The following is a 13,143-nucleotide window of genomic DNA, read 5'->3' on the forward strand; positions in this document are numbered from 1 at the left end:
TTATTTAAAGTAATTTTCTGGCTGTTTTCCAGGTTGGATTTTCAAAAAAATATATGGATAATATGAAATCTCTCCATCTTCTACCATACTATTTTCGATCACTTTTTTTGAAAAGCAGTAATGAAAAAGCATGTCATCCACGCAACAAAGGCAACAACCATTCCCAACTTCAGTCCGATTGCATCCATAAAAGTATCATGCTCCAGAGTAGCCGGCCCTAATGTCATGAACAGATAGAGAAAGATCAAAAAGAGGATCACATAAAAGCTGCTTCCCAGCAGCCCCATAACCAATTGATCCTTTTTTGGTCTTTGTACAGAGACTCGAATGGCAATCCATAAGTAAATACTAGTCAATGTTGCTGAAAGCATGACCAAGATATGCAGGTATGGAACCATGAGCAGACCTGACAGAAAGATCAATCCAATCGCAAATAAGAATAGGACAGCATTCAATACAAACAAAAATAATCCGCTTCTCCATTTATGATGGAACCATTGTTTTTCAGCAATTTTTTGTACAATCAGGTGGTTGCCTACTACTTCTATCAGACTTTGCTTTTTAATCAAAATCATGATGATGATTAACATCCCAATTCCAAACACACTCATAAGACCCAATTTCCACACTCCTTTTACATAGTAATTCTAGGTATATACTCAAAAAAAAGGAGCATTAATCGAATACCTTGCGTACTCCTACATAATAACCCGCTTTACTGATTGGAAAAAAGAAAACTGTGGCTGTCAAACACCCAATCAAAAAAGACGATTGTAAAAGGGGATGAAATAATTCAGTCGGCAAAAAAACAAACAACGTGATGATCATTAAAAAGATATTCGGAACGATTGCCGCCCTCATTGTTCTTCTTAGCAGACTCTCTCCTTTTGCCCCATATTCTTTTCCAATTTCATATCCCATAAATGCCCAATATCCAGAATAGCCAATCAGTATAATCCAAGAGGATTGGAGCAACACTTCCCAAAACATATGTAATAGGACAGATAAATTCGCGTCAAGGGCCAGAAGCACTCCACAAGCAAAAAACAGTATATTTACAATGATAAACATTTTCTTGGTTCTCTGGGACTCTTTGGTTGAGACATATCTAAACTGGCTTGCCAGCTCCTCCGGAGTTCCAATCTGGCTTTGAACCATTATGATTGCTTCCTGTTCAGGAAGCCCGCATTCCTTCATCAGCTCATCCATATGCCCTTCAATTTCAGCAACAATGGCAGTCTCATTCGGATGATGATCTAACAAAAACCTCAAGCGCTGAAGAAACTCTGCCTTTGTTTCAATCATGACTGCCTCCCCAACATGCGGTCCATCATTTTGGAAAAAAGCGTCCATTCCTTCGTTTTTACCTCCAGCATCTTTACACCTTCCGCTGTCAGCCGGTAATACTTGCGTGCCTTTCCTTTTTCCTGCTTTTCCCAATAGGATTCTATATACCCTTGATGTTCAAGCTTGTGCAAAGCCGGATATAAAGTCCCTTCTCTCACCTGCAATGTATGATCGCTACGCTTCTCCATCACCTTGGCTAGCTCATAACCATACATCGGATGGTCCTGTAACAGCTGAAGAATCAAAAGCGAAGTACTCCCTTTTAAAAGCTCTCGGTCAAACATCGTTCCACCTACCTAGTTTTACTATGTATAAGTGTAATTCCTTTTCAGTCGTTTTGCAACCTTTCATGCTATGATACGATAACGGGAAGAAGATATTTCGAATGGAAGATCAAATTCAAGAGTTCTTTGATTTGAGACACCTTTATTATAATCATCTTTTTTCATTTTCCAGCTGGGTATTTTACTCCAAATAATTTAACCCTTTTTTTCAATATCATTTTCATCTGCTTATCTCTTTCTTTCGTTCTATTAGACACCTATGAACTGATTGGTGGTACTATCTCTTTTGATTTGTGGCTTGCCGTTTATTTTCCTATGGAAATAGGAAGCTTCAAACTTATCGTTTGCGAAACCTGTGCATCTTCAATTTTAAGTAGCCCTTCTGTATTACAAACAACTCTCAGTCTTTCATAATGTTAAAATCCGCCCTTCGGTCTTATACTATAATTAACAAGTCTTTCACAAAGGAAGTGTATCAGCGATTACAACTGATTTACATTATAAACCCGCCATCCATTTCAATGATGTTGATTACTCAATTGATGAAACGTCCATCTTAAAAGGAGTGACCGGCTCTTTTCCTGATGGAAAAATCACAACATTAACCGGCCCTTCTGGTGCGGGTAAATCAACTCTGCTCAAGCTATGCAACGGGTTACTTTCCCCCACCGCTGGAAATATTTATATCCACAGCAAGCATATCCGCGAGTATGAACCTGTGGAATTACGTCGCACGGTAGGTATTGCCCTTCAAAATGCCCCGATGGTAAAAGGAAGTGTTTATCATAATTTGGCTCTCCCATTAGAGCTCGCTGGAAAAAAACTTGCTCAAGAAGAAGCCATCTCGATATTGGATGATGTGGGGTTAGAAGATTCATTTTTAAATAGAGACAGCAAAGATCTATCAGGCGGTCAAAAACAGAAAGTATCCATCGCAAGGACACTCTTGAACCGTCCGCGCATTTTATTGCTTGATGAAATTACCGCTTCTTTGGACCAAACTTCTTCCAGAGAAATCGAACAGCTCATTGTAAAAATCAATCAGCGTTACAATGTAACTATAGTATGGATCACACACAATTTAGAACAAGCTAAAACAATCGGGCATTACACTTGGGTGATGATTGCCGGCAAGGTAGCCGAAACAGGAGATAGCAAATTGCTCGAATCTCCAAGCACTGCTGAAGTGCGGCACTTCATTGAAGGGGGATTTGCATGAGTTATACAGCATTGGCATTGACACTCAGCTTTGTCCTTATCCCCATTTTTTTATCGAAAACGCTCAAACTCCAACTGGAAAAAGACACGATTATCGCTGTTGTAAGGTCTATAATCCAACTGCTAATTGTCGGGTACATCTTAAAATTCGTCTTCGATGCCGAACATCCCGTCTATATTTTGTTGATGATCCTGCTCATGATTGGAGCAGCCGTTGAAAACGTTCGAAAAAAAGGCTTATTCATCAAAGGGATCACTTGGAAAGTGGCAGCTACGATCATTTTCATTGAAGTTCTTACACAGGGGATTTTAATCGGACTAAACATCACACCTGCAACAGCACAATACATCATCCCCATCAGTGGAATGGTCATTGGAAACGCAATGGTCTTATCCATCTTATTTTTGAACCGCTTCACTGCAGAAATAGAAGCTCATGAAGATCAAGCGGAATTGATTCTATCACTTGGAGGAACACCGAAGCAGGCGATTCACACACAGCTCATCTCTTCCATCAAAGCAAGCATGATCCCAACAATTGAAAGCCAAAAAACAATGGGACTTGTCCAATTGCCAGGAATGATGAGCGGCCAAATCATCGCGGGCGCCGATCCGATCCAGGCCGTTATGTTCCAGATTCTGATTGTTTTCCTGTTGCTGACAACGTCTGCTGTATCAAGTGTCATGCTCGGGTACTTATCTTACCCATCCTTGTTTAATGAACGGATGCAGCTTAAATAACATACTTTTTGGGAGAGCGATTAGATTGGGGAAACAAATGATAAATTGGAGATTCGCACGATAAAATCGGAATTCGCGCGATTATTCTGGTTTTCGCACAATAAAACCGGGATGCGCGCGATTATTCGCATTTTCGCACAATAAAGTCGAGATTCGCACGATTATTCGCATTTTCGCACGATAAAGTCGGGATGCGCTCGATTATCCTAGTTTTCGCACGATAAAATCGGGATGCGCTCGATTATCCTAGTTTTCGCACAATAAAATCGGGGTTCGCACGATTATTGAAAATATCGCACAATCCACCGTTAGACAACATTTTTCAATAAAAAAATAACAAGTGTGAAAGCCTCGGTCAGCTTTCACACTTGTTCAATTTGGTTCTACATGAACATGCACAGCGAATACTTGATGTTTTTTCATTAACACTTCTTCCACACAATCTGATATTTCATGAGCAGCTTGGATTCCCAATGTGGAGTTGACAAGAATGACCACATCCACAACAGATTTGTTACCATACCGTCTCGCCTTTATATCCTTGATTCCCTTAACTCCGGAAATTTCAAAAATGGCTTCTTTATACCGTTCCAATTTTTCTTCATCAAAGCCATCAGTCAAGTCTAGGGAAGCATCCCTGAAGATATCCCAAGCTGTCTTACAAATGAGTAGGCCAACTATTACAGCAGTTAACGAATCAAGCCAGGGAAGTCCGAATTGGGAGCCGATGATTCCAATTGCCGCACCAATACTCACCCATGCGTCGGACAAATTATCCTTAGCTGCCGCCGTTACAGCCTGACTATTAATTTTCCTGCCTAGCTTTAGATTATAACGATAAACTAAATACATGATTCCCGATGAAAAAACGGCAGTCAACGCAGATATCATATCAGGTGATTCCTGATTTTCAGCAAATACGGATGAGACTGCTTCAAATAAAACCTGAAGTCCGACAACCATCATGATAAAAGAAGCAACCAATGTAGCAATCATTTCTGCTTTCCAATGACCATATGGATGATTATCATCTGCTGGTTTTTGCGAAAATCTAAGACCAATCAGAACCGCGATTGAAGCTACAATGTCAGTGGCATTATTTAGTCCGTCAGCTCTTAAGGCTGCCGAATTCGACATGTCCGCTATCACCAATTTTAAAACTGATAAAAATATATAAGCAAAGATGCTGAGTATGGCTCCGCGTTCCCCCATTTTCAGATCATTACCATTTGATTGTGCCATTGAAGTCCCTCCACAAAACTATATATATTCATGATAACAATCGAAATGCGAGTGGGTCTACAGCAACCTTGTTGGGAAAGGACCCGTTTGTAAGGAGACGGAAAGATTGTTTCTTATGGGCAACATTATCTTATTCTGTTCAAAATGATTATTCTTATATTTCAAAAAAAAAGTTGACTAATTACAAAATGTTGATTATACTCATTTCAAGCCAATAGGCAAATCCAATTTTTAACAAGTGAATAATAGGATTCTTATCAAGAGAGGCGGAGGGACTGACCCTAAGAAGCCTCAGCAACCAGCAATTGATTGCACGGTGCTAATTTCAGAAGAATACATTTGTATTCTAAAGATGAGACTAATGTAGGTTTTATATATGTACATGTATATGCCCTTCTCTCATCATTATTTGAGAGAAGGGCTTTTTGTTTCTAAAAAAGATGCATGGAGATTCCTACAGTAGTTTTCATTCCACATGAAAAGGAGATGCTTACAATGACAACCATTATTAAAGAAGCCACTCCCTCACTTGAGGAAGTGAAAAACCAAATAAGGAAAATCATCGATCTTGTCATCCGTCCGAATGCTGACCGGATTGACCGAGAAGGAGAATTTCCTAGTGAAAACCTAAAAGCTCTTGGAGAAGAAGGATGGAACAGTATTTTACTGCCGAAAGAATTAGGTGGCTTGGCGCTTGATTATCGTGCTTACGGTCTCGTCGTTCGAGAAATCGCAACAGCTTGTCCTTCAACGGCTCTTGTCTATACGATGAATATCGGTGCGTCCCTTATTATCTATGGCTATGGTAACGAAGATCAGTGGAACAGATGGCTAAAGCCACTCCGCGAAGGAAAAATTGGAACAATCGCAAACAGTGAAAGAGCTACCGGAAGCCAGCACTGGTTGAGCGAAAGCAGAGCCGATTATACAGATGGGGGCTACCTCTTGAATTTTGAAAAATCATTTGCGACTAGCAGCGGCTATGCTGACTTTTATATTATTCAAACCAAGTCACCAAAGGCGAAAGTTTACTCAGATCTCTCGTATTTTATTGTCGATGCGAAACAGGACGGTATCGAGACAGGGAAATGGGATGCTTTAGGCGTGCGCGGAAATCATAGTTCTCCCATAAGATTAAACGATATTTATGTTGACCAACGTGACTTAATTGGCGGAGAAGGAACTGGAAAAAGAATTGTGGAAAATAGCAACGCTTATATTTTCGGACTAGGGGGTGCCTGGACGGGGACTGCCATCGGCATATTTAATGAAGCTGCCGCTTTTGCAACGAAAGCTTCAGGAAAATATCAAGTAGTCAGACATCAGCTGGCTTCGGCCAAAATTTTGATTGACAGTTTATGTGCCTGGCAGAATGAAATAGCTTCAAGATTGAATGACTGGTCTCAATCAGGCGAGCCTCTCACTGATGAATTGAGGACAACACTTTACGAATTTAAAGTTCATGCATCAGAAACCGCGAATCAAGTAGCTCAAATCTCAATGGATGTTGCAGGTGGTTTCGGATATAAAAAAGGTATCTTGGAGCGCCTATACCGCGATTCTCGAGCAGGAATTGTCATGGGCCCTTCCAACAATTTAGCCAAGGAACTGATTGGCAAACAAATTGTCGGCATTGATACATCACTTTGGCCTGAAGAAAACGAACAACTAAGGAGGAATAAAAAATGACAAAAAAACGAGTTTTATTAAACGCTTTTTTAATGAACTGCCCAGGTAATCAATCACCTGGATTGTGGGCACATCCGGAAGACCGTTCGCATCGCTACAAGGATCTCGAGCATTGGACTGAGCTTGCGAAAACGCTGGAAGCTGCCAAATTCGATGCTATTTTTCTCGCGGATGTACTTGGACCTTATGATGTATATCAAGGTGCCCGTGATGCATCTCTTCGTCAGGCGGTACAATCACCAATCAATGACCCACTTCTGGTCATCCCTGCCATGGCTGCTGTTACGGAGCATCTTGGCTTTGGTGTTACAGCATCAGTAACACATGAACACCCTTATACATTTGCTAGGCGCATGACAACACTTGATCACTTGACAAAAGGACGTATAGGTTGGAACATCGTTACTTCATATTTGAAAAGTGCTTCCATCAATATCGGTTTAAAAGAGCAGATTGAGCATGATGAACGCTATAACATCGCCGAAGAATATTTGGATGTCTGCTATAAATTATGGGAAGGAAGCTGGGAAGACGATGCAGTCGTAAGGGATACTAAGACAAAAGCGTTTGTCGATCCGGACAAAGTCCATGATATACAACACGAAGGTGATTACTTCAGTGTACCGGGTGCCCATTTATGTGAACCTTCCCCTCAGAGGACCCCAGTGATTTACCAAGCTGGACTGTCATCCAGAGGAAGTGCTTTCGCCGCTAAGCATGCGGAAGGTGTTTACGTTTCAATGCCGACTGTTCCTATTGCTCAAAAATATGTCAAAAAAATCCGAAATCAGGCAAAGGAATACGGAAGAAAACCTGAGGAGATCAAAATTTTCAGTTTATTCACGCCGATTGTTGCCAAAACACAAGAAGAAGCTGAAGCAAAATACACGGATTATAAAAAATATATCAGTTACGAAGGTGCACTAAGCTTGTTCAGCGGATGGACGGGAATCGATCTTTCTCAATTCGATCCAAATGAAAACTTACAGTTTGTTGAGAATGACTCTATGCGTTCACGGGTTGAGATTTTTACCAAAGCTGATCCAAACAAGCAATGGACGATTAATGAAATAGCTGAATTTGTTGGCCTTGGAGGTATCGGTCCGGTTGTTGTTGGCACACCTGAAGTCATCGCTGACGAAATGGAAAGATGGTTGAATGAAGCGAATGTAGATGGCTTCAATATCACGTATGCCGTGATGCCGGGATCATTCGAAGATTTTGCTGAGCTCGTTATCCCTGTATTGGAAGAACGAGGATTATTGAGGGAAAGCGGGACAAACAAAACATTACGGGACAATTTATTCGGCAGCGGTGACCAATTGGCTGACCATCACCCGGGCAAGCAGTTTTCCTGGAAGCTGCAGACCGTTTCTCAATAAACACTAGGGGAGAGTGAAAATTCCAGCAAAATTTTTGTCCATTTAAATAAACACAGGGGGTATGGTTATGAAAAAAACTTTTCTTGGAATCATTTTATTAACGGGGATGGCTGTTTTAGCTGCCTGCGGTTCGAGCAACACAACCGGAGGCAAAACAGAAATCAAAATCGGAGCAACCGCCGGTCCATATAGTGATCAAGTTACAAACAGTATTAAGCCTATACTTGAAAAAGAAGGATACGACGTTAAGGTGATAGAGTTTAGCGACTACGTTCAGCCCAATAAGGCACTCCATGAGGGAGATTTAGACGCAAATGTATTCCAGAATATTTTATATATGGAAAAGTTTAACGAAGAACATGAGATGGATTTAGTGAACCTTCTTTCGGTTCCAACTGCCCCAATTGGTGTGTATTCTGAAAAACACAAAGACCTTGCTGACATTCGGAAAGGAGCAAAAGTAACCCTTCCAAACGACCCCGTCAATATGGCAAGAGCGTTGATCATGATGGATGAATATGACTGGATTGCACTAGATGGAGATGTGGACCCATCTAAAGCTTCAGAGAAGGATGTGGCGGAAAACAAGCTGAATGTGAACATTGCCCCGCTGGAAGCCGCTCAGTTGCCACGCTCTTTGGGCGACTCAGATTTCGCGTTCATCAACGGGAACTTTGCACTTGCTTCAGGTATTGAACTTGAAAGTGCACTCGGCTTAGAAGAAACTCCTATTCAGTACATGAACCAAGTCGTCATTAACAGCAAAGATAAGAAGGAACCGTTCGTAAAGGCACTTGAAGATGCCTATAAGTCTATAGATTTTGTTCAATATACAGATGAAAACCTTCCTGGCTTTGTCAGACCAGATTATTTTTCAGAAATTGAAGCAAAGAAATAAACGACCAAAAACATTCGAAAGGCTTAACATTGAGCCTTTCGATGTTTTGGCTGTTACCGCCACATTCCTACCGTCATTTTAACTATTTCTCCAGCAGAATAGGTACAAAACACCGAAGTATGCATAACAAACAGTCCATTAAGTTTCAGGGGTTTTTTATTGTTAAAATTGGACCACTGTTTGTGTTTTAAGAGGAGGCTGTCTCCATTCTTAAGTAAACCAAAATGCAATTGTCCTTTGATTATAGTAGTTTACGCTTTAATTGTTGCACTTTCCATTGATAATTTCTTGATGATATCTAGTAGCTCGTATGCTTTCCTGAATTATCACCGTGGCGCTCCAGCTTAATGTGGTTTAAATTGACTCATCAAACGTAAGTCCTCTAAATGAGTAAGAAAAAACATTTCATAGAATGCCACCTTCACTCCTATCACTTCTAAATCTGACTATAGGATAGGTGTCCCTTGATGATATACCATTTGCCACTTATCTTTTTTAAATTTCCAAATGGAACTTCTCAAAGTACTTGTTTCATCAGTCTGTTTATGTGTTCTATATGTTGCTAATACAACATTTGCTGCTAAACAGCGTATGTCAAAATCTGTTACAGTAAGTTGTACAGAAGAAGTGGGATCACTTCTATCAAGCTGAGCCTTTTTATCATATATTTTTCCCGAGCTCCCAAATTCCAAATAATTGTCTTCAAGAAGTTCGTCTAAATCATCATACCCTCGACTCATCAACCGCTCCTCAAGCTGCAAAATATGTTTCATCAGTGATGAATGAATGTCTTTTCCTCCCCTTCAACACCATGCTCGGTGCAAGATCCAGTCCCCTCAAATCAAATCTATCACAATCTCGACTCCTGTTGTTTTGTCACCAAACGGTCCCTCATTTTCTCTAAATATCAATTGCAACCCAGATACATCGTCCGGCAGACGCGGAGATACAATAAAGTTATTATTAAGGTGTTCACCCGCCCCCCAAATTCTATCGTACAATGATAATCATCATTGATATACAACTCCCAAAGATGATGGTGATCATCCAAGGAATCCTCCGACTCGTCCCAATCGATGTTAAAATTTACAACACTTGCATTCTCATATTGTCGTATGAAGGTTACGGAGTATAAGGAATGTCCCTTGACAACCGATTTCAGAACAGGAATATACCTTTGAAATCCACTTGGTTCAACCTGAGGACGGAATTGTTCATCAGCCCTTAGGGTTCCAAATAACATATTCAATAAATCTTCATACAGCCCATACTTTTTAGCCCAATCTTTTATGTATTCTATTGGTGGAAATCCAGGGTTGTTCCCCGACAATTCTTTTCGTTTTTGAATTAGCTCGCAAATTCGCTCGTCAATGGAAAAAATTTTCTCTTCATAATGTTCACTTGGACGTTCAAACGGTAATTTTTTCATAGGTTCCTCCTCCTTTTCCATGATGGCGTCTTCGCCTTTTGCAAAGGTGCTCTATAGATTCAGTTAATCCCTGTTAAGGTGCAAAAAAACAAAATGCCTGAACATGAAAGTCAACAAGGCTAAGATATTCAGTATTTTCTTTTTTCCCTTTATGAAAAACTAATAGATTGACCCAATTATTATCACTAAAAGGATCAAGGAAATCTCTATAATAACTTGAATCATTATTAGCACTATCCTTGAATAAGATCCAGACATAAATATTACACCGGGATTTAAAATGGACAAGCCGTCAGTTAAGTTGGTGAGCTTAAAGAAACCTTGTACGGTTCACGGGAAAATCTTTTCACACAAACAAAGGGAGCTGGCTCCCTATTTTTTAAAAGGAAGCCGGGGACTTTCATCCTGATAAATGGAATAAGTCGATCCTCCGTTTTCCAGCTCCATGCATTGGCTATCTTTACAAGAAAAAAGATAGGTCCGTTTATCTGTTCGAACATTTACACTAAAATAATAGGGAAATACGCCGCCTTTATTTTTATCTAGGCTTGTATCTATGGCGATAATGTTCTCTTTATCTGCTAATCTCTTATACTCTTCACTTTCAATGGTTTTTTGAACCATTTCACTCAAAATAGTTTCTTCTTCAAGGGTCGGTGTATACCATTGTTCAAAGAGGAGCCATTTTCCAAGAAGAAACAAATTCAGCCCTAGACTGACGACAAATAAAGCAATAATAATCTTATTTTTCATAAATCTCATTCCTCGTTACTTGCTGCTTTTTACATAAAACTTAAACATTCAGTTTTTCTCTCAATAGATGTATACGCCTACCAAACAGCATATTTGCTAAATTACTTTTTAGTGCAAGCAGTCCATAGATCCCGACTCCTACAGATACACAAATTACAATAATCAGTATTGACTGCCATCTGCTTTCAGGATCCATCACTGTTGACAGAACACTCTCAGCCCCAAAAACAGCGCCGGCCATAATCGCCGTAAAAATAAACATTAACAGAGATCTTTTGACAACGACTGTATATTTGTACTCCGTAGAATAATAGATGAAAAATAAATTTAGCAGACACGCAACTAAATAGCCCAATGTTGTTGCATAAACTGCTCCGGCCGTTTCAAATGTTTTGATTAATGAAATGTTCAGGATGCATTTTGTTAACAATCCTAAAGACAAACTGAGTACAGTCATCTTTTGCATGTTAATCCCCTGCAAAACTGCCGCCGATATCGAAAAGATAGCAAACAGAATCGCTGCTGGGGCATAAATGGCAAGAATCTCTGTTCCAAGCGGGTTAGACCCATAAAAAACAGTGTAAATCGGACCGGCTAGAATCGAGATTCCAATCACAGCCGGAATGGTTATAAATAAAACAATTTGAAAGGCCTTATCAAGTTCATAACAGAATTTTTCCATATTCCCACTGGCATAGGAGCTCGTTAACGCGGGTATTAGCGACATCGAAAACGCGGTAGCAAGCGTCATTGGAATCACAACGAGTTTTTGCGTGTTAAAGTTTAAGATTCCAAAGGCTGATTTAACGATATCATCCAGTCCAATGGATGCCATTGCCCTGCTAAAGGTCAGGTTGTCTACAAACTGAAATAACGGCATTGCAATGCCTACGACAACGAATGGGATCGAAGACAAAAAGATTTCCTTCTGTATATCAGCCATGGATGATTCCATTTTATTCTGATCTTTGTCTGCGAGCTGTTTTAAGAATGGAATTTGCTTATTTAAATAGATGACAAGAATAATCATGCTTGCAATTGCCCCAATTGTAGCCGCAAATGTAGCAAGACTGACTGCTGTAACCAATTTACCTTCGAAAATAATCAAGACGACAAATGCACCGCTTAATAAGAAAATAATCCTTACAATCTGTTCAACAACTTGTGAAACAGCCGTCGGTTTCATATCTTCATGGCCTTGAAAAAAACCTCGGATAATGCTCATCGCGGGTACAAGAATCAAAGCGAAGCTAACTGCCCGGATCACAGTTGTCAAATCCTCTTTAGAAAGTCCCTTTTTACCAAAGCTTCCGAACTCAGCTAAAAACGGTGCAGTTGCAAACATGACAAAAAACGACAAAACACCGGTAATCAGCATAATTTTGAAACTCAATTTGAAAATTCTTTGACTGACCGAGTATTGACCAACAGAATTGTATTTTGCAATTATTTTGGACACTGCCAGGGGAATCCCCGCTGTAGCGATGCTCATAAAAATAGTATACGGGACATAGGCATATGCATACAGGCTGACTCCGTCCTTGCCTAAAAGAGTATTTAATGGGATGACATATAGAAGACCGAGAATTTTAGATAGTACGGAGCCCAGGGTGAGAATCATTGCTCCTTTGATTAATTTAGAGGACATCTTTATACTTCCTGCCTATTCAATATTTCAATTATCTGTTAACTAAGTTGAGCATATCACAAATAACAACTAAAATGAGAAAGTATTCCTTTATTTTTGAAAGTAATTGTATTTTTATCATCGATTCAAGAAATGAGTTTTTACAGGGTAAAATTATTTTAATGATGCTGCTTCATCATTGTCTTACTTTTACTTCTGTAAGATAATTGAACGCTTCTTCTGCCTGAGGCAATTTGTAATTATTAATTGACGCATTTCCATCAGCATTGGGAATAAATTGAGGCAACTGCTCCTCCAGCATTTCCCTTGGAATATTTTGAACAGCATCCATTCTATCCGTAACAATAAAGTCGATATTCTCCTCTTTTAGAGGTAAGGTTCTTACAACCATTTGTCCATCATTACCTATTGGCCACAAATAAAGGCTGCACACCGCAATCAAAAGAATATTCTTCAATATAAAGCCCTCCTTTTCAAAAAGCATTTATACCATCATACGGAAAGCCCAGTCG

The 13,143-nt window shown here is 39.8% G+C and carries 14 protein-coding genes and 1 riboswitch; of the genes, 5 read left to right on the plus strand and 9 right to left on the minus strand.

All coding sequences use genetic code 11. The features are described 5' to 3' along the window. Nucleotides 1-98 precede the first annotated feature (98 nt). The 3 genes from H9631_RS05930 to H9631_RS05940 are packed head-to-tail and all read right to left on the minus strand — an operon-like array spanning nt 99 to nt 1,631. Complete coding sequence (locus tag H9631_RS05930) at nt 99-620, minus strand: hypothetical protein (protein ID WP_191810898.1); 522 nt, start codon at nt 618-620, stop codon at nt 99-101. A gap of 55 nt (nt 621-675) precedes the next feature. Next, nucleotides 676-1,305, minus strand: coding sequence for a hypothetical protein (locus H9631_RS05935; protein ID WP_191810900.1), 630 nt, complete (start codon nt 1,303-1,305; stop codon nt 676-678). Further along, nucleotides 1,302-1,631 carry a PadR family transcriptional regulator gene (locus H9631_RS05940; protein ID WP_191810902.1) on the minus strand — a complete coding sequence of 110 codons (330 nt, stop codon included), beginning with the start codon at nt 1,629-1,631 and terminating at the stop codon, nt 1,302-1,304. Before H9631_RS05940 ends, H9631_RS05935 begins: the two co-directional genes overlap by 4 nt. 481 nt (nt 1,632-2,112) lie before the next feature. Here H9631_RS05940 and H9631_RS05945 point away from each other — a divergent pair, with 481 nt between their 5' ends. Together H9631_RS05945 and H9631_RS05950 are read left to right on the plus strand one after the other, a co-directional pair. After that, on the plus strand, nt 2,113-2,850 hold the full coding sequence (locus H9631_RS05945; protein ID WP_191811061.1) for an ABC transporter ATP-binding protein: 738 nt from the start codon (nt 2,113-2,115) through the stop codon (nt 2,848-2,850). Beyond that, nucleotides 2,847-3,590: an ABC transporter permease gene (locus H9631_RS05950; protein WP_191810904.1), complete on the plus strand. Its 744-nt coding sequence runs from the start codon at nt 2,847-2,849 to the stop codon at nt 3,588-3,590. The genes H9631_RS05945 and H9631_RS05950 overlap by 4 nt, the downstream gene beginning before the upstream one ends. A 372-nt stretch (nt 3,591-3,962) precedes the next feature. On the opposite strand, the gene H9631_RS05955 is transcribed toward H9631_RS05950, so the two are convergent. Then, complete coding sequence (locus tag H9631_RS05955; protein ID WP_191810906.1) at nt 3,963-4,832, minus strand: cation diffusion facilitator family transporter; 870 nt, start codon at nt 4,830-4,832, stop codon at nt 3,963-3,965. A 251-nt stretch (nt 4,833-5,083) separates the two neighbouring features. Then, nucleotides 5,084-5,191: riboswitch (SAM riboswitch) on the plus strand. A 136-nt stretch (nt 5,192-5,327) separates the two neighbouring features. On the opposite strand from H9631_RS05955, the gene H9631_RS05960 reads away from it, so the two are divergent. The 3 genes from H9631_RS05960 to H9631_RS05970 all read left to right on the plus strand — a co-directional run bounded on the left by H9631_RS05960 (nt 5,328) and on the right by H9631_RS05970 (nt 8,801). Continuing rightward, entirely contained in the window at nt 5,328-6,521 is a 1,194-nt protein-coding gene (locus H9631_RS05960) for an acyl-CoA dehydrogenase family protein (RefSeq protein ID WP_191810908.1), read from the plus strand. After that, nucleotides 6,518-7,903 carry an LLM class flavin-dependent oxidoreductase gene (locus H9631_RS05965; RefSeq protein ID WP_191810910.1) on the plus strand — a complete coding sequence of 462 codons (1,386 nt, stop codon included), beginning with the start codon at nt 6,518-6,520 and terminating at the stop codon, nt 7,901-7,903. The genes H9631_RS05960 and H9631_RS05965 overlap by 4 nt, the downstream gene beginning before the upstream one ends. Before the next feature lie 67 nt (nt 7,904-7,970). After that, nucleotides 7,971-8,801, plus strand: coding sequence for a MetQ/NlpA family ABC transporter substrate-binding protein (locus tag H9631_RS05970; protein ID WP_191810912.1), 831 nt, complete (start codon nt 7,971-7,973; stop codon nt 8,799-8,801). A 446-nt stretch (nt 8,802-9,247) separates the two neighbouring features. Here the strand turns inward: H9631_RS05970 and H9631_RS05975 are convergent, their stop codons facing one another. The 5 genes from H9631_RS05975 to H9631_RS05995 all read right to left on the minus strand — a co-directional run bounded on the left by H9631_RS05975 (nt 9,248) and on the right by H9631_RS05995 (nt 13,088). Further along, complete coding sequence (locus H9631_RS05975; RefSeq protein ID WP_225220890.1) at nt 9,248-9,574, minus strand: nuclear transport factor 2 family protein; 327 nt, start codon at nt 9,572-9,574, stop codon at nt 9,248-9,250. A 134-nt stretch (nt 9,575-9,708) separates the two neighbouring features. After that, on the minus strand, nt 9,709-10,230 hold the full coding sequence (locus tag H9631_RS05980; RefSeq protein ID WP_318246775.1) for a hypothetical protein: 522 nt from the start codon (nt 10,228-10,230) through the stop codon (nt 9,709-9,711). Nucleotides 10,231-10,602: 372 nt separating this feature from the next. Next, entirely contained in the window at nt 10,603-10,983 is a 381-nt protein-coding gene (locus H9631_RS05985; protein ID WP_191810915.1) for a hypothetical protein, read from the minus strand. A 40-nt stretch (nt 10,984-11,023) separates the two neighbouring features. Further along, nucleotides 11,024-12,631 carry a putative polysaccharide biosynthesis protein gene (locus H9631_RS05990; RefSeq protein WP_191810918.1) on the minus strand — a complete coding sequence of 536 codons (1,608 nt, stop codon included), beginning with the start codon at nt 12,629-12,631 and terminating at the stop codon, nt 11,024-11,026. 175 nt (nt 12,632-12,806) lie between these two features. Next, on the minus strand, nt 12,807-13,088 hold the full coding sequence (locus tag H9631_RS05995) for a hypothetical protein (protein ID WP_191810920.1): 282 nt from the start codon (nt 13,086-13,088) through the stop codon (nt 12,807-12,809). Between the last annotated feature and the right edge of the window lie 55 nt (nt 13,089-13,143).

The sequence above is a fragment of the Bacillus norwichensis genome (assembly GCF_014836955.1).
Classification (GTDB): domain Bacteria; phylum Bacillota; class Bacilli; order Bacillales; family Bacillaceae_C; genus Siminovitchia; species Siminovitchia norwichensis.